This is a genomic window from Arthrobacter sp. sptzw32 (assembly GCF_059089735.1).
Genome location: NZ_JBNHEZ010000001.1, coordinates 474,523 through 498,520, shown reverse-complemented (window position 1 = coordinate 498,520; position 23,998 = coordinate 474,523). Strand labels below are relative to the sequence as shown.

General features: G+C 63.4%; 24 protein-coding genes and 1 other RNA gene. 11 read left to right on the top strand and 14 right to left on the bottom strand.

Annotated features, from left to right (window positions below):
- Nucleotides 1-88 precede the first annotated feature (88 nt).
- The 10 genes from AC5RVN_RS02310 (at nucleotide 89) to AC5RVN_RS02265 (ending at nucleotide 12,756) form a co-directional block, all read left to right on the top strand.
- Nucleotides 89-4,009 (top strand): peptidoglycan DD-metalloendopeptidase family protein, encoded by a 3,921-nt coding sequence (locus AC5RVN_RS02310; RefSeq protein WP_494136971.1) that lies wholly within the window; start codon nucleotides 89-91, stop codon nucleotides 4,007-4,009.
- A 15-nt stretch (nucleotides 4,010-4,024) separates the two neighbouring features.
- Nucleotides 4,025-5,032, top strand: a complete 1,008-nt coding sequence (locus tag AC5RVN_RS02305; protein ID WP_494136970.1) for a hypothetical protein — start codon at nucleotides 4,025-4,027, stop codon at nucleotides 5,030-5,032.
- Nucleotides 5,029-6,180 (top strand): Gp37-like protein, encoded by a 1,152-nt coding sequence (locus AC5RVN_RS02300; RefSeq protein WP_494136969.1) that lies wholly within the window; start codon nucleotides 5,029-5,031, stop codon nucleotides 6,178-6,180. The genes AC5RVN_RS02305 and AC5RVN_RS02300 overlap by 4 nt, the downstream gene beginning before the upstream one ends.
- Nucleotides 6,181-7,101, top strand: coding sequence for a hypothetical protein (locus tag AC5RVN_RS02295; RefSeq protein WP_494136968.1), 921 nt, complete (start codon nucleotides 6,181-6,183; stop codon nucleotides 7,099-7,101). It begins immediately after the preceding gene.
- A 30-nt stretch (nucleotides 7,102-7,131) separates the two neighbouring features.
- On the top strand, nucleotides 7,132-7,407 hold the full coding sequence (locus AC5RVN_RS02290; RefSeq protein WP_494136967.1) for a hypothetical protein: 276 nt from the start codon (nucleotides 7,132-7,134) through the stop codon (nucleotides 7,405-7,407).
- Entirely contained in the window at nucleotides 7,404-8,177 is a 774-nt protein-coding gene (locus AC5RVN_RS02285; RefSeq protein WP_494136966.1) for a hypothetical protein, read from the top strand. Before AC5RVN_RS02290 ends, AC5RVN_RS02285 begins: the two co-directional genes overlap by 4 nt.
- Nucleotides 8,174-9,070, top strand: a complete 897-nt coding sequence (locus tag AC5RVN_RS02280; protein WP_494136965.1) for a M23 family metallopeptidase — start codon at nucleotides 8,174-8,176, stop codon at nucleotides 9,068-9,070. Before AC5RVN_RS02285 ends, AC5RVN_RS02280 begins: the two co-directional genes overlap by 4 nt.
- A gap of 3 nt (nucleotides 9,071-9,073) precedes the next feature.
- Entirely contained in the window at nucleotides 9,074-9,427 is a 354-nt protein-coding gene (locus tag AC5RVN_RS02275; protein WP_494136964.1) for a hypothetical protein, read from the top strand.
- Nucleotides 9,428-9,490: 63 nt separating this feature from the next.
- Nucleotides 9,491-11,347: a glycosyl hydrolase family 28-related protein gene (locus AC5RVN_RS02270; RefSeq protein WP_494136963.1), complete on the top strand. Its 1,857-nt coding sequence runs from the start codon at nucleotides 9,491-9,493 to the stop codon at nucleotides 11,345-11,347.
- 56 nt (nucleotides 11,348-11,403) lie between these two features.
- A complete protein-coding gene (locus tag AC5RVN_RS02265) occupies nucleotides 11,404-12,756 on the top strand; it encodes an O-antigen ligase family protein (protein ID WP_494136962.1) in 1,353 nt (450 codons plus the stop codon).
- A gap of 73 nt (nucleotides 12,757-12,829) precedes the next feature.
- Here AC5RVN_RS02265 and AC5RVN_RS02260 read toward each other — a convergent pair whose 3' ends face one another.
- From AC5RVN_RS02260 to AC5RVN_RS02250, 3 genes are all read right to left on the bottom strand, one after another.
- The gene (locus AC5RVN_RS02260; protein WP_494136961.1) at nucleotides 12,830-13,033 is read right to left on the bottom strand and encodes a hypothetical protein; all 204 of its coding nucleotides are present in this window, start codon (nucleotides 13,031-13,033) and stop codon (nucleotides 12,830-12,832) included.
- Nucleotides 13,034-13,366: 333 nt separating this feature from the next.
- The gene (locus AC5RVN_RS02255) at nucleotides 13,367-14,329 is read right to left on the bottom strand and encodes an acyltransferase family protein (protein WP_494136960.1); all 963 of its coding nucleotides are present in this window, start codon (nucleotides 14,327-14,329) and stop codon (nucleotides 13,367-13,369) included.
- 62 nt (nucleotides 14,330-14,391) lie between these two features.
- Nucleotides 14,392-14,901, bottom strand: a complete 510-nt coding sequence (locus tag AC5RVN_RS02250) for an acyltransferase (protein WP_494136959.1) — start codon at nucleotides 14,899-14,901, stop codon at nucleotides 14,392-14,394.
- A gap of 133 nt (nucleotides 14,902-15,034) precedes the next feature.
- Here AC5RVN_RS02250 and AC5RVN_RS02245 point away from each other — a divergent pair, with 133 nt between their 5' ends.
- Nucleotides 15,035-15,349, top strand: a complete 315-nt coding sequence (locus tag AC5RVN_RS02245) for a hypothetical protein (protein ID WP_494136958.1) — start codon at nucleotides 15,035-15,037, stop codon at nucleotides 15,347-15,349.
- Here AC5RVN_RS02245 and AC5RVN_RS02240 read toward each other — a convergent pair.
- The 11 genes from AC5RVN_RS02240 to AC5RVN_RS02190 all read right to left on the bottom strand — a co-directional run bounded on the left by AC5RVN_RS02240 (nucleotide 15,346) and on the right by AC5RVN_RS02190 (nucleotide 23,961).
- Nucleotides 15,346-16,476, bottom strand: a complete 1,131-nt coding sequence (locus tag AC5RVN_RS02240) for a tyrosine-type recombinase/integrase (RefSeq protein ID WP_494136957.1) — start codon at nucleotides 16,474-16,476, stop codon at nucleotides 15,346-15,348. The two genes, AC5RVN_RS02245 and AC5RVN_RS02240, sit on opposite strands and share 4 nt — an antisense overlap.
- A gap of 83 nt (nucleotides 16,477-16,559) precedes the next feature.
- Nucleotides 16,560-16,928: a transfer-messenger RNA gene (gene ssrA, locus AC5RVN_RS02235) on the bottom strand.
- Nucleotides 16,929-17,005: 77 nt separating this feature from the next.
- The gene (gene smpB, locus AC5RVN_RS02230) at nucleotides 17,006-17,479 is read right to left on the bottom strand and encodes an SsrA-binding protein SmpB (RefSeq protein WP_494136956.1); all 474 of its coding nucleotides are present in this window, start codon (nucleotides 17,477-17,479) and stop codon (nucleotides 17,006-17,008) included.
- An 84-nt stretch (nucleotides 17,480-17,563) separates the two neighbouring features.
- The gene (locus tag AC5RVN_RS02225; protein WP_494136955.1) at nucleotides 17,564-19,042 is read right to left on the bottom strand and encodes a peptidoglycan DD-metalloendopeptidase family protein; all 1,479 of its coding nucleotides are present in this window, start codon (nucleotides 19,040-19,042) and stop codon (nucleotides 17,564-17,566) included.
- A 26-nt stretch (nucleotides 19,043-19,068) separates the two neighbouring features.
- Entirely contained in the window at nucleotides 19,069-19,983 is a 915-nt protein-coding gene (gene ftsX / locus AC5RVN_RS02220; RefSeq protein ID WP_494040100.1) for a permease-like cell division protein FtsX, read from the bottom strand.
- Nucleotides 19,980-20,759, bottom strand: a complete 780-nt coding sequence (gene ftsE, locus AC5RVN_RS02215) for a cell division ATP-binding protein FtsE (protein WP_494040101.1) — start codon at nucleotides 20,757-20,759, stop codon at nucleotides 19,980-19,982. Before ftsE ends, ftsX begins: the two co-directional genes overlap by 4 nt.
- 184 nt (nucleotides 20,760-20,943) lie before the next feature.
- Nucleotides 20,944-22,059 (bottom strand): peptide chain release factor 2, encoded by a 1,116-nt coding sequence (prfB, locus tag AC5RVN_RS02210; RefSeq protein ID WP_494040102.1) that lies wholly within the window; start codon nucleotides 22,057-22,059, stop codon nucleotides 20,944-20,946.
- Between the two features lie 96 nt (nucleotides 22,060-22,155).
- On the bottom strand, nucleotides 22,156-22,593 hold the full coding sequence (locus AC5RVN_RS02205; RefSeq protein ID WP_494136954.1) for a pilus assembly protein TadG-related protein: 438 nt from the start codon (nucleotides 22,591-22,593) through the stop codon (nucleotides 22,156-22,158).
- Nucleotides 22,594-22,598: 5 nt separating this feature from the next.
- A complete protein-coding gene (locus AC5RVN_RS02200) occupies nucleotides 22,599-22,988 on the bottom strand; it encodes a hypothetical protein (protein WP_494136953.1) in 390 nt (129 codons plus the stop codon).
- 196 nt (nucleotides 22,989-23,184) lie between these two features.
- The gene (locus AC5RVN_RS02195) at nucleotides 23,185-23,664 is read right to left on the bottom strand and encodes a TadE/TadG family type IV pilus assembly protein (RefSeq protein ID WP_494136952.1); all 480 of its coding nucleotides are present in this window, start codon (nucleotides 23,662-23,664) and stop codon (nucleotides 23,185-23,187) included.
- Between the two features lie 3 nt (nucleotides 23,665-23,667).
- Complete coding sequence (locus tag AC5RVN_RS02190) at nucleotides 23,668-23,961, bottom strand: hypothetical protein (protein ID WP_494137092.1); 294 nt, start codon at nucleotides 23,959-23,961, stop codon at nucleotides 23,668-23,670.
- Nucleotides 23,962-23,998: the final 37 nt, after the last annotated feature.

The window sequence follows — 23,998 nt, the reverse complement described above, 5'->3', positions numbered from 1 at the left end:
GTTCATGCCGGACGGGGCCCAGATGCCCTTGACCCGTATCGGGCTGGCACTGAACCCGCCGAAACCCGTAACTAAATAGGAGGCACCCGTGGCCCTGTCCCTCGGTGAACTGTCCGGCGTTATCAGCCTGAACGAGAAGCCGGCACTGTTCTCTCTGGGCCGGGTGCAGAAGGGCATGGCGGACACCGCGAAGGCGGGCCAGGCCTCCACGGACAAGATGCAGGCGCAGGTCAAGAAGTACGAGGCCGCGGTAGAGAGCGCGTCAGCGAACATTGCGAAGGCGAAGCGGCGGGAAGAGGACGCGACCGCGAAGGTAGCGGCTGCTGAGGCTTCCCTCGCTTCCGCCCGCAGCAAGCACGCCGCGGACTCGGAGCAGGTTATCCGTGCGCAGGACCGGCTGGCCTCGGCCCACCGCCGGGTCCAGGACGCGCAGGATAACACCGCACGCTCCACCCGCACCCTCCAGCAGGCGCAGGAGCGGCTGGCTGACACCGTCTCACGCAGCACCAACCGCATCAGCGTCGACTACGAGAAGATGTCCCAGAACGTCGCCCGGGCCGGTTCACGCGGCGGCCGGGCATTCACCCAGGCGTTCCTGGGCGTCACTGGTGGCCTGTCCGCCATCACGCCCGCTGTGGGTGCTGCCGGGGCAGCCATGGTGGCCGGGGCCGGTAACGCGGTCACGTTCGCCGCGTCCCTCTCCTCACTCGCGGGCGTCGCAGCGCTGGTCCCTGCCGGTCTGATGGCCGTAGGCGCCGGCGCCGGGGTGCTGATCACTGCGTTCTCCGGCGTCGGGGACGCACTCAAGAGCGCACTGGATGCCTCCACCGCACTTGCCGGGCCTAACCCACGGCTGGCAGCCATGGCCGTGGAAGACGCCATGCTGGCCATCACGATGGCTGAGGAAAACGCGGCGGAAGCGCAGGAGAACTCCGCCCGCCGGGTTGCTGATGCTAAACGCGCCCTCATGGACATCGTCACGGCTAACGCAGAAGCGCAACAAGCTGCCGCTAAAGCCGTTGTTATGGCCGAACGGGATGAAGTAAAGGCCGCCCGCGACCTTCTGGAAGCGGAAAAGGAACTGGCTGAGGCCAAGGCCCTGCCGGTATCAGACGCGAACACCGAGAAGGTGTTGAAGGCGGAGCAGCGGCTCGCTGACGCCCGGCAGGACCATGGCGACGCGGTCCAGAACCGTAAGGATGCCCAAGCCGATGCTGTGAAGCAGGAGCAGGAAGGCGCCCGGCGTGTCGCTGACGCACAGCAGGCCATCACCGACGCCACGAAGCAAGCTGAGAAGGCTCAGGTTGACGCTGCCCGCGCCGTGGAGCAAGCACACCGGAACCTTGAGCGCGTCCAGATGCAGCAGGCCGACGCCGCGCAACAGGCAGGGGCGAAGTCCACTGAGGCAATGGACAAGCTCACCCCCTCGGCACGCGAAGCTGTTGGCGCTCTTCTCCAGGTCAAGGAGCAGCTGGGCGGTATCCGGCGGATCGCGCAGGAGAACTTCTTCAAGGGGTTCGCCGCGCCACTGCTGAGCCTGTCCGGATCTGTGATGCCGCAGCTGGCCGCCGGTGTGGGGGCTATCGCCTCCGCCCTAGGGTCCGGGGCGCAACTGTTCATGGGGTCCCTTGAGCGGGCGCTGGGCGGCGGGGTCCTTGAGTCCCTACTGATGGGCGTGGCTGACAGCACCGCGATCCTCAACACGGGCATCACCCCGCTAGTCGCGTCCTTTACCACCCTGGGTGTGGTGGGCATGAAGTACATGCCGCGCCTTGCCCAGTCCATCGCTGACGCCGCCGGCCGGTTCGACGGTTTTATCCAGGCTGCCGCCGCTGACGGGAGCCTGGACCGGTGGATTGAAGACGGCATCCGCGGGATGAAGGACCTCTGGTCCATCGCCGGTTCCGTGTCCGGGATCTTCTCCGCACTGAACAAGGCGGCGGAGGCCGGTGGGGCTGTCGCCACCCTTAGCGGGATGGCTGCCGCCCTCCGCAACGTCGAAGCCATCATGCAAGGCCCGGTCTTCCAGGCCACCATGGCCACCATCTTCTCCGGCGCGGAGAAGGGTGCGCAGGGGCTGCTGGCAGCTCTTGGGCCTATCGGTGAGGCCTTTGTGCGCGGGGCCCCTGCTATGGCAGAGTTCCTGCGGCTGGGCGGCCTGATCGCGGGCACCTTCCTGGGCGGCGTGTTCACTGCACTGTCTGACCCTGCCTTCGGTGCCGGGCTGACCACCTTTATGGAGGGTCTGCAGGTGGGTGTTGAGGCTACGGCCCCGCACCTTCCCGGCATGGCAGCGGCCTTCGGGCGCCTGTTGGAGGCCTCAGCTCCCATCGCTGAGGTCATCGGTCCGGCCCTGGTGCAGGTGCTGACGTTCATGGCGGACGGCATGGCAGGAGTTATCGAGTTCCTGTCACCGCTGCTGGTCCTGATCGCCGGCAGCCCCACCGCCATGGGAATCCTGATCGGCGTATTCACTGCCGCCACAATCGCCGCCGGGATCTTCAGCGCGGCCATGGCAGTACAGCGCGTCATCGTGGTTGGTGCCTGGGCTCTCATGAGCGCACAGGCACTAATTCACGGCGCCCGGATGGCTCTGGCGTGGGTTATCGCGCTGGGCCCCATCGCCTGGGTTATCGCCGCCGTGGTGGGGCTCGCTGCGCTGATCCTCTTGAACTGGGACAAGATCAGCCTGGCCACCCGGCTCATGTGGGAAAAGCACGTCAAACCCCACCTGGACACCTTCCACAAGTTCATCAACGAAACCCTGCCGGAGGCTTCTAAGTTCGGCATCGGGATAATCAAGACACAGTGGGAAAAGCTCCAGGAAATCGCTAAGGTCCCGGTCCGGTTCGTCATCAACAAGGTCATCAACGAGGGCCTGATCGACGGGTTGAACGGTATCGGCAAGATCATGGGCTTGGACCCCATGGACCACGTCAAACTGCCTTCCGGGTTCTCCCGTGGCGGCGTGCTGCCCGGGTACGAGGCGCGGAAGCGTGACACCGTCCTCACTCCCATGCGTCCCGGTGAGGGTGTCCTGGTCCCGGAGGTTGTCCGGGGCGCCGGCAGGGGCTTCATTGACACGCTCAACGCTGCGGGTAACCGCGGCATCGGGGCTGTCCGTAACCTCCTGGCGAACGGGTTCCACCCCGGCAGGGCTGAAGGTGGCCTTATCCACCCGCTCCCGGGCGCTCCGGTGTCCAGCGGGTACGGCCCCCGCGCCGGTGGCGTGCACAACGGTATCGACTTCGCGGCAGCCGCCGGGACGCCGGTACGCGCTGCCGGCCCCGGACGGGTGTCCATGGCCGGCTGGTCCTCCGGCGGCGGCGGCAACGAAGTCCATGTGGATCACCCGAACGGGCTCCAGACCTGGTACTCGCACCTGTCATCGTTCGCGGTGAAGCTGGGCGACATGGTCAAGGCCGGGACCCGGATCGGCGGGGTGGGCACCACGGGTAACTCCACGGGCAACCACCTCCACTACATGGTCCTCAAAGGCGGCTGGCCGAACTACGTCAACCCTGCCGGGTACCTCGAAGGCGGCGGAGACATCCCCTCCGGCGGCACACCCTGGAACCCCCTCGGCGGGATCGTGGAAGGCCTCCTTGGCAAGTTCAAAGAGGCGTTCCCGGCTGCCGGGTTCATCGCGGATCTCGCTATCGGGGCGGGCAAGAAGATCCTGGACGGCGCGGTGGCTTTCGTCACCGGGCAGTCCGGGACCGACAAGAACGCCAAGGGCTCCACCATGGGTGTGGCACCGACCGTGTACGACGGCGGCGGCTGGCTGGAGAACACCGGCGGACCGCAGCTCGTCCAACACAACAAGTCCAAACCGGACGCTGTCCTCTCGGATCAGCAGTGGGCTGACATCCACAAGTTGGCCGTGGGGAACGCATCCGCCGGGGTGACCTACTCACCGACGTACCAGTACATGGGCGAGGACCCTGAAACGGTCATGCGTCGGGATAAAGCCCGCGCCATGGACCTGCTCAACTCTCTCGCTGACTAACCCGAAGGAGCCACATTGGCAGGCATTATTTATGGGGCTCCTTCGGTGGTCCCCGCAGACCCGGCCCCGGCCTGGTCCGGGATGCCGATGACGTGGACGGCCAAGGGTGTTACTTGGCCCCTCACTGACCGGCGGACGGGAGTGTTCCTTCGCCCGGGCGTGAGGGGCCTCGGCACGATCACCACCGAACGGCACTCCTCGAGTTCGCCGGCGGTGGCCGGGTCACGGCATGAGGGCGTCTCGGTCCTTGACCGGGAGGTGTTCTGGCCGCTGCGGATCTACTCCAACGAAGGTTCCACCGCGTGGATGCTGCGGGACCGGGCGTTCTGGGCGGGCATGGACCCGGAAGACACCGGGGTGTGGGAAATCATCCACCCGGACGGCGCGAAACGCTCCTTGCGGCTCAGGTTCCGGGACGACGGGGACCACACCAGGACGAAGAACCCGATCAAGACGGGCTGGGATAACTACAACATCACCCTGGTGGCGGAACAGCCGTACTGGGAGGGCGAGCCGGAGGTGCAGTCCTTCAAGGCCCCACCGCCGCCGGAACCGTTCTTCGAGCCGGACGGCCCGCACCTCGTCAACCTTATCTCCGGGTACTCGGTGGAGAACGCCGCGATAGACAACCTCGGGGACGTGGAGTCCTTCGCCCGGTGGTTCATCGACGGCGAAGTGACCTATGCGGAGGTGGGTGTGGGCGGGGTTGTCGTGACGGTCCCGTTCACTACCCCGGAAGGGAAGTGCTTGGTGATCGAGTCAGACCCGGCGCTGGATGATCTCGGCGCCACCATGTATGACATCAGCCCGGAGCAGCTGGCACTGGACCCCAAGGAACGTATGAAGCCGTCCGCCCGGGTGATCGGTGTGGACCTGCTCAACCCGGTGGATAAGACCAAGGATCTCGGGGAGGTGGACTTCGCACCGATCCCCGCCGGCAAACAGGTTCCGCTGTCCCTGGCCCTGATGGGCTCCGGCGTAGTGGAGGCCCTGCTGCCGTCCCTGTACAGGAGGCCCTGGTGAGTGCCTTCCGCATCTCGGTCTACGACAAGGACCGGGTGTACCAGTGCCCCATCGGGAACCCCACAAGCCTTACAGCCACGATCAAACACAACGAGGTCTCCACCCTCACCATGTCCCTGCCCCTGAACCACAAACGGGTGCAGGCGCTCATGGCAGACGGCGCCCGGCTGAAGGTCACCTTCAAGGGTGAGCACCTTCTCTCCGGGCCGATCATCCGGGAGGAGATTGAGGCGAACGGCGGGAAGAACGACACCTACACGGTCTATGTGGAGGACGACTTCCGGGTACTCAAGGAAATCGCCGGCTTCCCCGTCCCCACCGCCGGGATCACAGGGCAGGGCGCGGCAGAGTACCGTACCTACACCGGGAACGCGGAGACCATCGTCAAAACGGCCGTCACCGAGAACGGGGTGACCCGTCTCGGCGTGCCCGGGCTGACGGTAGCGCCGAACCTGAACCGCGGCATCATGGTCCCGGGCGGGGTCCCGCTGCGGATGCACCCACTCTATGACCAGCTCTTCCCCGCGGTCACGGAGGCCGGGCTGGGGGTCACCGTCCGGCAGATCGGGGCATCCCTGGTGCTGGACGTGTACGAACCGGAAACCCACCCGCACACCCTGTCTGTGGGCGGCAGGACGCTCAAGCAGGTCACGATGACCAGGTCCCGGCCCCGCGCCTCACGCGTCATCGTCGGAGGCCCCGGCGAAGGCACAGAGCGGACCTTCCGGTACCTCACCGACGCTGCCCGGGAAGCAGCCTACGGGATGCGGGCCGAGACGTTCCGGGACGCCCGGGACGCGAAGGACGACCCGGACACCGGCGCCGTAGCGTCCGTGACCATGGACGCCCGCGGGCAGGAAACCATGGACGAGTTCGGACCCACCAACGGGGTGGCCATCACCCTGGCTGGGTCCGGGATCTTCCAGTACGGGCCCGGCGGCTTCCACGTAGGCGACCGCGCCCCCGTCAGGGTCATCGAGGGCATCGTCCTAACCGAGGTAGTCAAGGAAACCACCCTTGTGTGGAAGGCCAAGAACTTCGCCACCGTGGACCCCGTCCTCGGGGAAATCACCAACCAGCCAGAGCGGAAAACCGCCAATCTTTTCAAAGCCCTCGCTAAGGGCCTACGCAACCAGGAGCGCCGATAGATGGCAGTTGACTTCATTTCCTACGGATACGACACCAAACCCGGAGAAGGCATCTCGGAGTCGGTGTGGCACGACATGTTTCCAGCCATCGGGCAAGCGTCCTATGCCGTCCGATCCCCCACCGACTGGAAGGTATCCGCCGTTTCGGGTGCTGACCGCACGGTATCTATCGCCGCTGGCCGGGGCCTGGGCAGGGGTGTGATCGACAAGACGGTAGCGAACGATACGATCCAGCTGGACGCGATCACCTCCGGGTCCCGTTGGGATCTGATCGCCTGCCGCCGCGACCCCACCCCCACCGCCGGAGTCTCCCAGTTCACCAAGGTCAACGGCGGGGCAACCGCGGTGATCCCCGGTGGCCGACTCTCCGGCCCCGGCATCCATGACCAGCCCCTCGCCCTGGTGCAGGTCACGGCCGGGCAGACGCAGCCGACCAGCATCATTGACCTGCGGACCTGGGTGGGTGACGGCGGCGGCCTCGTCGCGGTCAGTGACCTTGTCCGGACCTACCTCAACTCCGTGGGCACGCGGATATGGATCAACGGCTCTGACTGGATCCGGGTTGTGGGCGCCAACGATACCCCGGAGTGGCGGCAGTCATCTCAGATTGAATCCACGGTTGGGAAGCCAGCGGATGTGCCGTGGCGGCCATTCGGCCCAGCCCTCATCACCGCCGTCTCAGGCACTGACGTGAACGGTTATGGGGAGCTCAGATTCGGCGTAAACGGTCTGCCAAATTTTGCTGGAATCTCAGGGGTCCAACTGACCGGATTCCACCCCACTGAGGCGTTCATGTTCGTGCCCGTGGTGCAGGACTACAACACCACCCGGATCCGGTTCCGCGCCCGCCGACTGGACGGGTCCGGCTGGGCCAACGGTTACGGCTCCATCTCCATGTTTGTCACTGTCGTCGGCTGGTAAAGCAGCACCCATCCAGGGAGGGCTAGACGTGTGGACGCCGGAATCATCACAGCCATTGTCGGCGCCCTCGGGGTCCTCGGGGCCGGTGCAAAGTACATCATCGACCGGATGGACCGGAAGCGGGAACGGCGGGAGGCGGCAGTGGAAGAACTACTGAAAACCCAAGCGTCGGAGGCGAAGGCTTTGGCTGCCGCCGTTGAGCAGCGTTACGCGAAACTCCGGTCTACCGCGGGTAAGTGGCGGGACCAGTTGATCGCTAATGGTATTGACCCGTTACCCGCTGAATGGCCGGAGGAGTCTGTATGAGTGAGTTTGATGTGGCTTTGCAGGCCGCGAAGGAGGAAGCTGCCCGTTCCAGACGGACGGCGAAGTGGACGATGCTGGGCCTCGCTCTCCTGTCCATCATCCTTTTCGGCGCTGTAGCTGTGGCGGTGTGGCTGGCGAACGATAACGCGCACCTTGCGGAGGCAAACAAAGCGTACGGTATCGAGCAGCAGCAGGAGAAGCAAAACCTTGCGCAGGAGTTCGATGACGCCTGCAAAACCGCTGACTTTCAGCAGACCCCGGCCGGGTCCAACATTTGCCGGAAAGCAGAACAGGTAGCGTCCGAACCGGGCGGTGCACTGGCCGGTCCGCAGGGTGTTCAAGGCGTCCCGGGGCCTCGTGGTGAGCAGGGCTTCCAAGGGCCTGCGGGGCCGAAGGGCGACAAGGGCGATATGGGCTTGGCTGGGATGCTCGGCTTGGCTGGTGCTAGCGGCGTCAACGGCGCGGAGGGTCCACCCGGGCCTATTGGGCCGATGGGGCCTGTTGGGCCTACTGGACCGATGGGCGCATCTGGCCCGCCCGGACCCGCGGGCACCCCCGGTACTGACTCCTCCACCCGGGGTCCACCTGGCCCGCCCGGCCCCGCTGGCGCTGACGGCGCTTCCGGGCCTCAAGGCGAGCCCGGCCGCGGCATCAATTCCGCGTTCTGTGGAGACGACGGCCGCTGGACCATCACCTACACGGACGGCGCCACCTCAGACGGCGGCCAGTGCCGCAACCAAATCACACCACCCGTTGGGGGAACACCATGATCCAATTCGTTAGGCCGTCCCGCGGCCACATCACCCAGCCTTTCGCCAACCGGCAGCCGGACGGGAACCCCCACGCCGGGCAGGACTACGCCTACAGCAACGGCCGGGAAATCTTTCCGGAGGTCTACGCCGCAGCGGACGGGAAGGTGTTGTTCGCCGGCGACTCCCGCGGCCTCGCATGGCCGAACATCATGTACGTCAACATCGACTTCAACCGGTCCGACAATCAGGACTCCTCGGCCGGGAACTACACCATCATCCAGCACTACGAGAACGGCGTCCCAGTCGCGCTCACCGGCTACGGACATCAGGAAGAAGTCTGGGTGAAGGCGGGCCAGTGGGTCACGGCCGGGCAGCGGATCGGCACGGTAGGAGCTACCGGGTTCAGCTTCGGCAAGCACCTGCACTTTGACCTTGTCCTGGCACCGTTCGACGTGGACGACGCACCGTTCTACGGGCGTGTGGACCCTAACCGATACATCAGCAACCTCTCCTACGCGGGGAGCGTCACCCAATCAGGCAGCACTACCAAGAAGGAGTGGGACGAAATGGCAACACCAGCAGAACTTCACGCGGCAGTATGGGGCGGCCCCGGCATGCCCATGATCCACAACCACGAGCTTGGCCGCGGCGAGTACGCCTCCACCACGCTCGGGGCGATGACTGACCGGATTGTTCGGCAGCAGCTCGTCCCCCTCCGGCAGGAAGTCGCCTCCCAGAACGCCCAAATCAACAACCTCATCTCAGCCCTGGCCAACGTGTCCAAGGGTGAATCCTTCGATGAGGCAAAGCTTTTGGCCGGTGTCCAGGCGGCGGCGGAGGCTGGCGTGAAGTCCGCCATCGACTCCATCGAGACCACGGAAACCACCACCGTCACAATCAAGGAAGGCTAAGCCGTGCTGCTGACCTCCATCCTCCGCACCTTGGTCCCGGCCCTGTGGGGCAGCCTCGTGGCGTGGCTCCTCGGTGTCGCCCCACTCCTCGCGCCGCTGGAAGCCCACCTGCTGGGCGTGGCGGACATCATCCTCCCGATCCTCACCGCGGTAATCATCGGCGCCTGGTACGCGTTCTGGCGGTGGCTGGAGCCCCGTCTGCCTGACTGGTTGACCCGCGCTGTGCTCGGATCGGCTAAGACGCCCACATACACGCCCGTCACCCCCGTGAACCCACCTTCCTCCACGTCCGCGGAAGCTGCCCGTATCGCAGCCCAGTCTCTGGACCGCGTAGAAGGCCCGGACCACCGCGCCTAACCTTTCCGCCCAAACCCGCAGCGCCTCTCACAGGGCGCTTTTTTAGTGCCCAAGGAGGGCCCTGTGACTGACTACCCATACGACATGGATCTTGTGGTGGACCCACTGAACCCGGCCAACGTGGTGGCCAACGGCATGGTGTCGATCTATGACCCGTCCGACACTGCCGGCACCACGCTGCTGGCGCTCAAGGACCCCACCGGTTCGCCACTACCCAACCCGCTCCCGTCGAACGCGAACGGGTTCCTGCCGCCACGTGTCGCCACGGTTCCGCAGACGCTGTGGAAGTCGGGCGGGTTCGAGGGTTACTTCAACTCGTACAAGGGCTTGCGGGATGAGGCTGTGCAGGCTGTTACGGCAGCGCAGAGCGCAGCCAACACTGCTGCTACCGCTGCTGCCCAGACCGTGACAGCGGCGGCTGTTGACGGGGCTGGCAAGCTGATCCTGACCAAGGCTGACGGTGGGACCGTCGATGCTGGCAACGTGAAGGGCGCGCCCGGTGCAAAGGGCGACAAGGGCGACAAGGGCCTCGACGGCTCCAACGTCCTGCCCACGGCTGAGGCTATCGCCCAGGCAGTGACCACGGACGGCCCAGCAAAGACGGCACTTAATGCCACTTATGCCCCCGCGCTCGTCGGCGACAAGGCGCCCATTCGTAAGGGCGAGATTTTCGTGAACGTCAAGGACTTCGGCGCGAAAGGCGACCGGGCCAGTGATGATTCGCCGGCCATCCAGGCGGCGCTCGATTCCATCGACCAGACTCTCACCTACACGGGCACGGCGGGCGGTACCGTCTACTTTCCGCCTGGGCACTACAAGTGCCTGACTGGACTCACGCTGCTGCGCGGCATCCGACTGCTTGGTGCCGGCTCAATCGGCAACAGCGAGGACGCTACCAACGCACCCGGCTCCAGTATCTATGCCGGCACGGCTGGGATGACCCTGTTCACCATCAACCCTGGCTCCCAGGTCAATCAGACCGGCCCTACCTTTGAGCATCTGATCCTCGGGGACAACACCACTGGGCTGCACACGGTCAGGCTGGTCTACGTCCGCAATACCAACCGCGTCAGCTTCCGCCGCGTGAACTTCAAGAACGCGGCCATCGGCGTGCAGTTCGACTCGGGTGAGGTCGGCACGGGCGGGGACTGCTCATGGTGGGACGTGACTGACTGCTCGTTCTGGTCCTGCAACACCGGCATCCTTGGTTCTGTCGGGTCATCGGGTAATGTCCGAGGCGGCGACTTCAACGCCTGCGCTAACTACGCCATCGACCTCGATGGGCACTCCGCCCCGATGCGTATCCACGGGATAAAGATCGACGCGACCGCCAACGCAGTGGGTATCCGCACCAAGGGGTATGCCTCGCAGATCCTGCAATGCGCCTTTGAGTTGACGGGTAACGCTATCGGACTCATCTTCGACGGCAACCCGGCGCTGTACCCGTCGCCACCTGCAGGTGACGGAAATGTTGCAATGGCCTGCGAATTTGTAGGTCACGGAACGGGCGGCACCGGCATCCAGATCACCACCAACGCCCGAAACACGCAGCTAGCGGGGCTCAACTTCTCGGCGCTGACAACGAACATCAGCAACTCGGGCGTGAACACAGGCCTAGTAGTACCGTCTGATGCATTTGTCGGCCCGCCCGCCGCTTACCTGCAACTCGGTGCGCTCGGCACGGGGGATGCGTGGGTGGACGCAAAAGGTTCCGCGGCGAACGTGACCCTAAACCTGCGGGCTAAGGGGACAAACCCGATCATCGCAAACTCGAATCTGCGCATAGCTAACGGCAAGACGTTCGCTATCGGTAACTCGACGGCTGGAACGACGCCGGGCGCGGTGGTAAAGAAGTTCCAGATCTTCGATTCCAACGGAACCTCCCTCGGCTTCGTGCCGATCTATGACACCATCACCTAATCAGAGCTACGTGGCCCCGCCAGCCTTAGCGCCGGGGCCACGTAGAATTACCCCTCATGGGGTATCTTCTGGAGCGCAAACCTGCGCCCACTAAAGCACTGATCTGCACTCTCGCCGTAGCGCTCATGCTCGCCGGAACAAGGTGGGGCTCGTACATCGGCTACTCGCCCCTGTTCCTCACGGACGTGCTGATAGCTGCCGCTGTTGTGGATCGCGCTTTAGCCAGGTCCGTTAACGGTGCCCCTAAGCTTCCAGTGACGGGCAAGGCTCACCCGACGCTGTTGTTCATAGCTTTCTTTGTGTACGTGGCCTTCCGCGGCATCTTCTCGCCGCACCTACTGACGATGGAATGGGTGCGGGACCTCATGCCGTTCCTATACGGCGTCCTCGCCTTCCTGTCCGCCGGCGCCTATGCCCGTTCCACCCCTGACGAGCGTAAGAAGACCATGAAGTATCTGTGGTGGGCGATGCTGTTCCACCTTGCGTGGGTGGCTGTGGTCATACTGGGGCGGATCCCGTTCGGCGCTTTCCCTCGTATGCCCGGCTCCGATGTGGCATTCCTTTCCGTCCGCCCCGACGTTGACATGGCGTTCCTAGGGCTCACGGCCGCGCTGCTTCTTCGACGCCTGATCCGTGGCGAGTGCAGCCGATTCTGGGGCACCATCGGGCTCGTCCTCGCCGTCGTGACAACAGCATCCATGCACTCACGCGCCGGGCTAATCTCCCTCGCCCTTGCACTGGCCGTTTCGTTTGGGCTGACCTACAGCTCAGCGCCGCAACGCAGCAACCGGCGGTTCATGATGGTCATGGCCGTCCCGGTACTTCTCGCCGTATCCCTCGCCGGCCTAGCGCAAACAACACCCGGCGAACGACTCCTAGCATCAATCACAACCACGTCAACAGGGTCCCTCAATGAACAGAGCGCACGAGGCACAGAGCGGGCCAGGGAGCTAACTTGGTCTGGTGTTATCGACTGGACCTATGACGATACCGCGAGGGCTGTTGTGGGCGGCGGGTTCGGCAACGACTTTCTTAGCCAGTCCGGGGTCAAGCAGTTCCTTGAGGGCACCGAGTACGTCTCAGTCAGGAGCCCACATAACTGGTTCGTAGGCATCCTTGCCAGGACAGGGCTCATCGGGCTGGGGCTTATCCTCGCCGTCCTCATATCCACGGCAGCGACCATTTACCGGAACCGTCGCAGGATCAGCGAAGACGAAACCCTAACCACCGCAGCGGTTGGTGTACTTGTTCTGATACCGGTGGGCACGCTCGGCGTCGTCCTTGAATCACCATTCGGCGCCATCCCGTTCTGGTGGTTCCTCGGCATCATCATGACACTGCACGGGACGAGGGACGACATCCTGACGACGCAGATGAGTGAACGTCCAAGGCCCACGCTTGTCAGGTAACGTGAATAACGGCCGAACATCCCCCAGGAGACCGGCCCAGGCACGCCCCTACTACGGTTGGGGCGTTGCTTGCTTAATGCTCCCGCTCAGGAACACCGAACCACCACAGACCCAGCAGTGACATGATGAACGTGACAGCGGCCGCAGCAAGCATCACGTCATAAGGAAGCTCAGGGCTGCCCACGGAAACGTGCGCCCAGCAAACGATGACCGCGATGAACGAGCCAATGACCGTGCGAAGTGTCGCACGCTGAAGAACTGTTCCCCCAAAAGACATGGCCTCAGTATAAGGGCCACATAAGCCCGGTAGGCGCATCTTCGCGGACAGCCTTACTCCAGTAAACGGCGCGTTACAGGCCCTCTAGTGACCAAGTACGGCATCGCGCTCGTCTAGTTGTGAAAGGTGGCCCGGCAGTCACATGCCGGGCCACCTACAACGTCCCCGGAGCCCTCGTCCTCGTAGGCGCACCTTGCGGCTACTGGTGACAGCTTGAATAGGCGGCGGAAAGCGTCAATTAGGAGGTTCCGTGCGCCTCCATCTGAGTGGCTGCAATCGACGCAGGTAGTGGTCCGCATTCCGCAATTATACGGGTGGGATATATCGAACTTCTTACACGCGGTGGACCCGGTTTCGGACGGGCCAGACGTACAGTGCATTCATAGCTGGCACCTTCCGTCTAAGGGCTGCCATGCCCCACCCTGCAAGCGACCCGACACAGACGTTCAGGACGATATACGCCAAATCCCACCGGACGCCGAGTGCCACGAGTAGGGTACAAGCCAGCCACATCGCCGGCCAGTGCGCGAGGTAAAACACTATCGAATCACGGCCTACCCGCTGCATGGTATCGGTGACGAGGCTCTCTGGTGCGGCTGGGGCAAAGCGAACCGCCAAAGCGATAGCAGCCGCCACGCCACCTATCCAGACGGCTTCAAACTTCACATGCACACCAGCGGCACTGAGCAGTGCCGTCCCAAGCGCCAGGGCGGCGGCGACAGTAGACCATGCCGGCGATAGAGCCGCCCTAATCCGCCCCTCATGGGTGGAGTACAGATGCCCAAGCATAAAGAACACTGCTAGGTAAAAGAATCCTGCCAGCCCATAGCGCGGCGTGACGACGAAGGCTGCGGCTAGGGCGAGGGCGATAACGCCCAGAATGGGGATGCCCAGGCGTGTGACTACCAAGGCGGCGAGGTAAAACGCGAACAGGTACCAGAGATACCAAAGGTACGTTGGTGGCACTAGCAGTACATGCAGCAGCACATCAGGCGTGACACCGGTGGACATGCCCAGGAAGATGAGGGACCAGAGCCAGTACGGCCACGCCAGAGCACGGACTTTGCCTGTCACGAACGGTAGCGCCGGTTTACGCAGCGACTTAGCCAGGAGCATCCCCGACAGAAACACGAGCGCCGGCATTCTGAATGGTTCCCAAAACCGGTCAAGCACTCCAAGGAATTCAGGTGAGTTCCCCAGGAACAGCGTGGTCAGGTACACCGAGTGGTGGCAGATGACCATGACGATGGCGCAGCCACGGATTAGGTCCATCCACGCTTGGCGCTCATTTGCCATTAGTTGCTCCCCAGCAGCAGTAATTGAAGCGGATCGCAGACCGGGCGAATCGCCCGGACATGTCAGCTGGGGAGTTCACGGACACGCGCTGCGGGGACTCCTACGTACAGCCCGTTAGGTTCACAGTCTTTAGTCACGACAGAGCCTGCCGCGATGACGCAAGCCGCGCCGATGGTGACGCCTGGTAAAATCGTGGCCCCGGCTCCGATCCATGTCCCGTCACCCACGCTGATGGGCTTGTGTGCGTGCCGGCCTGATCGGTGTGAAGGGTTGTCATCGATCTCATGCGATGACGTGATGAATGAAACCCTTGGGCCTACGGCAACGTTTCGTCCCAGCGTGACAGCTGCGGCTGAATCGAACAGGCATCCATGGTTCACATATGAACCGCGGCCGATGGTCACATTCCCGCCTGAAATGAACCGCTGCCCGGACGATACCGCCGCCTGCCCGGCGCGGACACCCCCCACCCGAAGGATGGCGGAGCGTAGCTTGAAGGGCCAGAGGGGCGAGCCTCCCACCGTGTTCAGTAGCGTCTCAAGCCCATTTGCGCGCAGTGATGCAAGACCCATAGCAATCCCCCCAGGAATTTGTCACGTATGAACTATTGATTCTACAGGTGCCCATAAGACCGGTTAAGTTCCCCAACGTTATGAGCGCCCGTCCACTTCGGTGGGCGGGCGCTTTCGGTGGTTAAGTGGTCGGGTGGCACGTATCGAGAAACGAACCAAGTTCACGCTGACCGGCACCACGAACGAGCATGCCAACCTGGAGCCGGAGCTGGCCGCTGGGAGCGTCAGCAGGTTTGAGCACGGCACCGAGCCGCAGGTCATTGCACAGGTCCCGCTTGCGGACGGTGGGACTCTGGAAGTCCACGGCTACGCCACCCACTACACCCAGGAATGGGTCACCGTGGTGTGGAATGACGACAACTTCCAGCATTTCGACTGCTGGACGCCGGCGGCCGACGTGCGCCGCCCTGCGGAGGGTGAGTGGCGCGGACGGTACGTCCCCTTCTAGCGGGCCAAGGCGGAAGTAGCTATGGCCGCCCCGGACTGCCTCGATGAGGGCATGAGGTGCGCGTACCGGGAGTCTGTGGTCAGGGTGGACTGGTGCCCGAGGCGGTAGGACAGCTGGAAGAGGTCCATGCCGCCCTCGATCATCCACGAGGCGTGCGTGTGCCGGAGGTCGTGGATCCTGGCCCACCTTTCCTTTGGGACGCCGGTCTTCTTCCAGGCTGGCTCCCATGCCCGGTTATAGGTGGCGCCTGAGCGCATGGGCCCGCCGCGCTTGAGGGTGAATACCAGTCCGCTGCCGGCGGCCTCCACGAGGGGCCGGACGAGCTCTGCCGTGAACCCGGCCATGGGCACGGTCCTCCACGAGCGTTCCGTCTTTGGCGGGCCGACGTAGTAGGCCCCGGACTCGTCTTCCTTCCACGCCTTGTTGACCCTCACCACGGGCACTGAGGCGTCGAGATCGAAGTCCTCCCGGAGCAGGGCGGTGGCTTCCCCGAAGCGGAGGCCGGTGTCGATGAGGAAGTTGAAGAATGGACGGAAGTGTGGATCCATGGCCTCGTCCAGGGTGCGGAACTCGGCTTTGGTGAGGAAGCGCATTTGGTCTCCTCCCTCTGTCTTTTTGGGGAGCTTGATGCCCTTGCAGGGGTTCCCGTCCCGGTAGCCGAGGATCTCGGCTGTGGAGAAGGCCGCAGAGAGGAGGCCGTGGTGGTTGGCCAGGGTCTTGGCTGCCATCGTGGTGCCACGGTTGCGGCCGGGCTTGGCTTGCATCTCCTTCACCCAGAGGATGACGTCCTCATAGGTCACGGCGGCGACGGGGAGCCGGCCGAGGGCTGTGCCGGCGAAGTGGTGGGTGATGGATCTCTTGTACCGTCCCATCTGGTCACCGCCCACATTGGTCAAGAGGGAGATGTGCTTGTGGAGCAGCTGCACCACTGTGGGGCCGCCTATGTTTGCGTTATCCATGGCCCGTTGGGCGGCAGTCAGGGAGTGGCCGTTGGCCTCCAGAATCGCCTTCCAGACCTCGGCCTGCTCCCGCGTTGGGAGCGTCATGCTGTCCGGGACTCCCTCGAACCGCCACCGCAGCAGGAAGGACGGACCCTTCTTGCCGGGCCGCTCGGTAATGCTTGCCATGCTCTCCACCCCTCAGATTTGTACACAGCCACCGTACTTCTGTGCACAGACAATAAAAAAGCCCCGGAAAACCGGGGCTTTTTTGGTGGAGATGGGGGGAATTGAACCCCCGTCCGATGTCGTGTTGTCAGGGCTTCTCCGGGCGCAGTTTGCGTCGGAATTTCTCGGCCCCAGCCATGCCGCAAACAGCTGGCTGATCCGGGCCCAGTCATCTAAGAGTCCCGTTCACCCCGATGACGGAGGTGAACAGCAGTGGCTATCTAAATGACGCCAGGATCCGGGGCGATAGCAACCTCGGGCTGACGGACTGTCTTACTGGTTAAGCAGCAAGAGCGAAGTCAGTGCGCTTAGATTCGGCACTTATTGGTTTGCAGAAAGCGTTTACGAGATAATTCTGCATCCTCGGCCCGCTTCACCTGTCGCGACTAACATCGTCGAAACCGATCATCCCCATATTCTTTTACCAAACCGGCTGGCAAGCCCGCCGGACTACTCACTATAACGCATCCTGCGCGGTATTCATTCCAGGCTAGCGGCGGCGGTTGCGGTCACGCATTTCGCGCTGGGCTTCGCGGTTGTCCTGCTGCTCGCGGAGGGTTTGGCGCTTGTCGTACTCGCGCTTGCCGCGGGCCACCCCAATCTCCACCTTGGCCCGGCCGTCAACGAAGTACAGCTGCAGCGGGACGATGGTGTAGCCCGATTCGCGCACCTTATGCGAGATCTTGATCAGTTCCTCGCGGTGCAGCAGCAGCTTGCGGCGGCGGCGGGCGGCGTGGTTGGTCCAGCTGCCCTGGTTGTATTCGGGGATATGGATGGCTTCCATCCACAGCTCGTCATTGTAGAAGGTGCAAAATCCGTCCACCATGGAGGCATGGCCCTCGCGCAGGGATTTCACTTCGGTCCCCATAAGGGCAATTCCAGCCTCGTAGGTATCCAGCACGTGGTAATCGTGCCGGGCCTTGCGGTTGGTGGCCACCACTTTACGGCCACTTTCTTTAGGCAACGGAATGCTCCTCAGTTCAAGAATCGGATGTCCTCCAGCCCAGCCGGTGCGGAGTCATACCAGTGTACGGCAGGGTAAAGCGCCCTACAGCAGTCCCGTCGGGTCCACGGCGTTGCCGTTCAGCCAGGTTTCGAAGTGGGCGTGGCAGCCTGTGGAGTTGCCGGTGTTGCCGGAGTAGGCGATCAACTGGCCCTGCGAGACCCGCTGGCCGTTCGACACCACGACGCTGGCATTGTGGTAAACGATAGTGGTCAGCGTGTTGCCTTGGACCAGGCCGTGCGAAATCTTCACCCGCCAGCCGCCGCCGTCGGCAGAGCTCCAGCCGGAGCTGAAAACTTCCCCTGCCGCTGCAGCGTAAACGGGTGTACCACACGCTGCGCCGAAGTCCAGGCCGGTGTGCATGTAGCCGCCCTTCCCATAGAAGTCGATGGTGCCGAGCGGGGTGGCGCGCCACCCGAACCCGGATGTGATCGGCACGCCGCCGTTGAAGGGATGCCGGAGGCCAAAGGCCGACGGCGAACCTACCACCGGCGCCGATGGTGCGGGGGGCACGTAGGGTTGCACGGGCGGTGGCGGCTGTTTGCGTGCTGCCGCCGCGGCAGCAGCGGCAGCAGCGGCAGCTTCCGCCTGCCTCCGGTGCTCCGCTGCGGCTGCTTCCGCCAGGCGGCGCTGCTCGGCTTCCCACGCTTCACGCAGTTTCCGGTCACGTTCCTGAATCTCAGCTGCAACGGCGTCCTGACTTGCCTGGACCCCGGCGAGCTGGGTCTGGATGCCAGGCTTGGCTGCTTGGAGCTCGGCGTCAAGGCGGGTGGTGTCCGCGATCAGCCTGTCCACTTCTTCCTTCTTAACAGCGGCTTCGTCGCGGGCGGCCTTCTCCCGCTCAAGGGCTGCGTCAGCCTTCCCTTTCAGGTCCTTGATTTCGACTTCCACCGCTTGCAGACGGGCCTCGGAATTCACGTTCGTGGCGTTCTGCTGCTGCAGCTTGTCCATGGCCGCGTTCTGGCTGCGCATGGCTTGGTCTGCCAGGTCCATGGTCTCGGTCAAGCTTCCGCCATTGTTGGAGCCGAAAAAGAGTGAGAGGTTTGAGGGTACTCCCCCGGACTTGTACGCCTGGGTGGCGATCTGGCCGATCAGCTTTTTGGTGTCGGCGATCTTTTGTTTGTCCGTTTCCATCTGCTGCGTAATTTTGGCCTTGTTCTGCTGGGCCATGTCTACGCGGGCGGAAAGTGCTTCGACTTCCTTGACTGCCCCGGCTACTCGGCCCTGGGCTTCCAGAAGCGACTGCTGGGCGCCGGGCAGCCGGCCCTGGTACAGGACCAGGTCGCTTGCAGCCTTGGCGATACGGGAATCGACGAACTCCAACGACTGCTGGACCCTGGCTGCTTCTGCCTCGAGGGCTTTCTGCCGGTCTTCAAGCTCATCCGCAAAAGCCACCGGGGTGGAGGACGCAAGCCCCGCTGCGAGGACAACGGCGAGCAAGGCGCTGATGACTCCGCTTCGCTGCAGGCCTTTGCGCCGGCGGGCCGGCCTGTGCATGGAGGAAGTTTGGTCCGTAAAGTTCATGGGCATTCCTTGTTCGGTTTGCATACCTAGACGTGAAGGTATCTGCGCAAGGTCAAGAGGGACGAAATTCCGGCCAAGGATCCGCCAAGGATTATCAGTGCCGGCACGAGGATCAGTGTCTGGCCGGACGAGATGAAGGCGGTATCGGGGTACTGCTGGGACATGTATTCGCCGAGGAAGAAGTGCGCCACGGCCCAGAGTGTCGCGGAGGCCAGGGCGGCGCCAATGACAGCGGCGATGACGCCTTCGAGGATAAAGGGAAGCTGGATCACCGTCTTTGAGGCGCCCACCAGGCGCATGATGCCCGTTTCGCGGCGGCGGCTGAAGGCGGAGAGCCTGATGGTGGTGGCGATCAGCAGGATGGCGCACACAATCATTACACCGGCGATGCTCACTGCAACTAGGGAGGCGCCGTTCATGACCGAGAACAGCCGCTCAAGCAGTTGGCGCTGGTCGATGACGGTTTCGACGCCGGGCTGGGACGAGAAGGTCTCGCTGATGATCTGGTACTTTTCCGGGTCCTTCATGTTGATCCGGAAGGAGGCCGGCAACTGGTCCGGCGTCACGGAATCCACGATCGGCGAATTCGAGAACTGGTCCTTGAAGTGCGTATACGCCTCTTCCTTGGACTCGAACTGGAAGTCGTTGACGTACTGCGCCACGGCGGGGGATTCCAGCAACCCGTTGAGGCTTTCCTGCTGCTCGGCGGTGACGGGACCGCCCGCGCAACCAGCCGCCGTCGACCCTTCACTGCACAGGAAGATGGCCACCTGGACTTTGTCGTACCAGTAGCCCTTCATCTGGTTAATCTGCATCTGCAGCATTCCTGCCGCACCGACGAAGGTGAGTGAGACGAAAGTGACCAGGATGACCGAGACCACCATGGAGACGTTGCGGCGGAGTCCGCTGCCGATCTCGCTGAGGATGAACGCGAGCCTCATCGCCGTCCCCCGTCTTCCTGCAGCTGTCCCGTTTCCGGGTCTTCCCTGCCGCTGGCGTCCTTGAGCCGGCGCGACTGGCCGACGACCGGGATCATCGAGGTGTACAGCGCCTTTGCCTCGTCGCGGATGATGATGCCGTTCTTGAGCTCAACCACGCGCTTGCGCATCTCGTTGACGATGTCGTCGTCGTGGGTTGCCATCACCACGGTGGTTCCGTTTTGGTTGATCTTGTCCAGGATGCCCATGATGCCCATCGAGGTGGTGGGGTCCAGGTTTCCGGTGGGTTCATCGGCCAGGAGGATGCCGGGCCGGTTGACGACGGCGCGGGCGATGGCCACGCGCTGCTGCTCACCGCCCGACAATTCGTGCGGCATCCGGTGCTCTTTGCCCTCCAGGCCCACTGTCTTAAGTACCTCGGGAACGGTGTCCCGGATGACGCTGCGGCTCTTGCCAATGACCTGCATGGCGAAGGCCACGTTTGCGAAGACGTTTTTCTGCGGCAGGAGGCGGAAGTCCTGGAAGACGACGCCGATTCCACGCCGGAGCCGCGGGACGCGCCAGCTGGAAATCTTGGCGACGTTCTGGCCTGCGACGTACACCGCACCTGAACTTGCCCGGTCCTCCTTGAGGACAAGCCGGAGGAACGTGGATTTGCCGGAGCCGGATGCGCCCACCAGGAAGGCGAATTCGCCACGGTCAATCTCAAGGTTGACGGCGTCCAGTGCAGGCCTTGCCTTCTGGTCGTATACCTTGGTGACATTTTCGAATCGGATCATGGCCCTAAGTACCCTGCAGGCATGGCTGATTCTGATGCAGCCCAGTTCTGCAGCCGGTGCGCGGGTTTCGTTGGGGGAAAGTAGGGCCCCGGCCCCTTGACTATACGCAGTACTTCCGGTGTATCACGCGGGTTTCAGGGGGTGTGTCGCCGGTTCCTGTTCGTCCGGCAGTTCCTTCAGTGCCTTATTTTTCGGCGTTCCGGTTGTCCGTCCGCCACCGGATGCCGGCGTCGATGAAGTCATCGATCTCCCCATCGAACACTGCCGAGGTGTTGCCGACTTCGTGCTCGGTCCGGAGGTCTTTGACCATCTGGTATGGGTTGAGCACGTAGGACCTCATTTGGTCACCCCAGGACGCCTTGACGTCGCCGGCCAGCGCTTTCTTTTCGGCGTCTTCCTGCTCCTTTTTGAGGAGCAGAAGCCGGGACTGCAGCACTCGCATGGCGGCGGCGCGGTTCTGCAGCTGCGACTTTTCGTTCTGCATGGAGACGACGGTTCCGGTGGGAATGTGGGTGAGGCGGACCGCCGAGTCGGTGGTGTTCACCGACTGGCCGCCCGGGCCTGAGGAGCGGAAGACGTCGACGCGGATCTCGTTGTCCGGGATCTCTATGGAGTCCGTCTGCTCGATCAACGGGATGACTTCGACGGCGGCGAAGGAGGTCTGGCGCCTGCCCTGGTTATCGAAGGGGCTGATCCTCACGAGCCGGTGTGTTCCGGCTTCAACGCTGAGGGTGCCGAAGGCGTAGGGTGCCTTCACTTCAAACGTTGCGGACTTCAGACCGGCCTCTTCTGCGTAGGAGGTGTCCATAACGGTGGTGGGGTACCCGTGCCGCTCGGCCCAGCGGAGGTACATGCGCATCAGCATCTCCGCGAAGTCTGCAGCATCAACGCCGCCTGCTCCTGCGCGGATTGAAACGACGGCCTCACGCTCGTCGTATTCGCCCGAGAGCAGGGTGACTACTTCGAGGTCTTTCAATGCCTTTTTGATTGACTCGAGTTCTGCCGCGGCCTCTCCCATGGAGTCGGCGTCGTCCTCGTCCTGCCCGAGCTCCACCAGTACTTCGAGGTCGTCGATCCTTGAAGTCAGGCTGTTCAGGCGCTCAAGCTCCGACTGGCGGTGGGAAAGCCGTGAGGTGATTTTCTGTGCCGCTGAGGGGTCGTCCCACAGGTCCGGTTCGCCCGCCCGCTCGCTCAGTTCGGCGATGTCTTCCTTCAGCGCCTCCACATCGGAGACCCTCTCGATCGAGTCGTAGGTGGCGCGAAGGGCGCGGATTTCAGCGGAAAAATCAATATTGGCCATGGTGGTTTAAGCCTACGCCATCCGGCTGCAGGCCCGGACCTTGCCACCTGGCGACCAGCCCGGGGTCGCTCGGCCAGCTGGGGCGTCCGAGAGCGGTCAGCGCGTAAGCCGTGAGCGGGCGGTCGAGGTCGCCTCGATCCGGATGCCGCCAGGCATCAGGAAGTTCACCACCGGCGGGTGAACAGCAGCAGTCAAGACGACGACGGCGGTGGCACCGTCAGGGCTGCCTGTTGCCGCTGTGACGGCGAGGCCACGGAAGCGCTGCGACGCGGGGCTCCTGGCAATGAAGTCTGCTGCCACGTTCCTCACTCTTCCGGGGCTCAGGACTGCCGAGGGGCTGCCGCCCTGTGTTGCTACCTCGCCCAGGGTGTAGCTATCCGCGGCAGCCACGGAGGCGCTGTCGGCCAGTGAAAGCAGCCGCTTTTGCTCAAGGTAGACGGAGGAGATACCGATGACAACAGTTGTAACAAGCAAAGCTAGGACGACGTAGCCGAGGATCATCACCATCATCTGGCCGTCTTCATCCTTGGTCACTGCTTTCACCGAAACCTGCCCACGAGTTGCGTCGACGACGCCTCCACCTCGCTGGCATTGAGGCGGAAATCGTCATTAAACGGCAGGAACGGGAGGGGCACCGTGAGGGCCACGGTTACGGTGACCGTGCTGCCGGCCGCCTGGCAGTCTGCGGCACTACAGGACGTTGCTACCCTCGCCTGTTCCGGCTGGTGCCCGAAGTCGGCGAGCGCGATCGCCACCGCCTGTTCAGCTGCTGCCTGGGCGGTGGCCGGGTCTGGCTGCGCTATGTAGACTTTGGCGGCCTGGTCAGCTGCGCCGACGACTGCAAATGAGCCGCCCTGAATTTGGCTCATCGTGATGATGAAGTACACGAGCGGAACCATCAGCAGGAGCGCAAGGAAAGTGAACTCCACTACCGCGCTCCCCCGTTCATGGCTTTCGGCGCCCGGCTTCCGCGGCGCAAATTGTTTGCGGTGCGCACCTTCTTGGCGGGGTGTGACTTTTGTTGGACACGGTGACTCGTGCTTAGCGAAGGGTCTCGCCGCTGCAACTCGCGGTTCACGGCAGAGGGCAATCATCAAACGGGCACAAAGGGGTTTCAGGAGCGGGTTAAGGCTGCACGGCGGAATGACCTTTCACCTCCAGCAAGTTTCGGGGACCGATAAGACCGATCACCGGCATCGGGGCACGGATGGTCACTTCCAAAGTCCGGAAGCCCTGGTACGTAACCTCAGTGGTGCTCACTTGCTGCGCAAAGCCTGCGTTGAGGGCGGACTGAATAAGGCTGCGGGTCCGTTCTTCCGCGTCCGCGGCACTTCGGTCAGCGAGAGTCCCATAGCGTGCACCGGAGGCCGCCGCGTCGATCAGCGTGTTCCTCACATGCAGGACCAGTGTCAGCTGAATGATCGCAAGGAAGAACAGCGTGAGCAGGCTGCCGACCAGGACAAAATCAACCACGGCAGAGCCTCGCTCCCGCGACGCGGCCTCCCGCTGGGATGCCCTGTCCTGGGCTGACTTGCCCCAGGGCGTATCTTTTCGGCGGATGTCCAGAGCGCGGTTGGTGGTCCAACCGGGGGTGGACGGTGACATCGGTTAGCTTCCGACCTTGTCCATGGCCTGGTTAAACATGGCTTCCAGCGCCGGACCTGCGAGCGCCAGCAGCGCCGCTACGAGGACAGCGGACATCAAGGTGATCATGACCCAGCCCGGGACGTCACCCCTTTCAGGGTTGTCGCCCGCAGTGAGGCTGCGAAAGCGGCGGGGACGGGATACATGGACCCCCGCTGTTCCCCGAATGTGTTTTTCCTTCCAGCTGCCATTTCCTGGAAGCAGCGTCGCCATGACCGCCAGGAACAGCACCATGCAGCGAATCCCCATTTTCTCCATCATTTCCGTCCCATTCCTGATTCCATTTCCGGCTTTG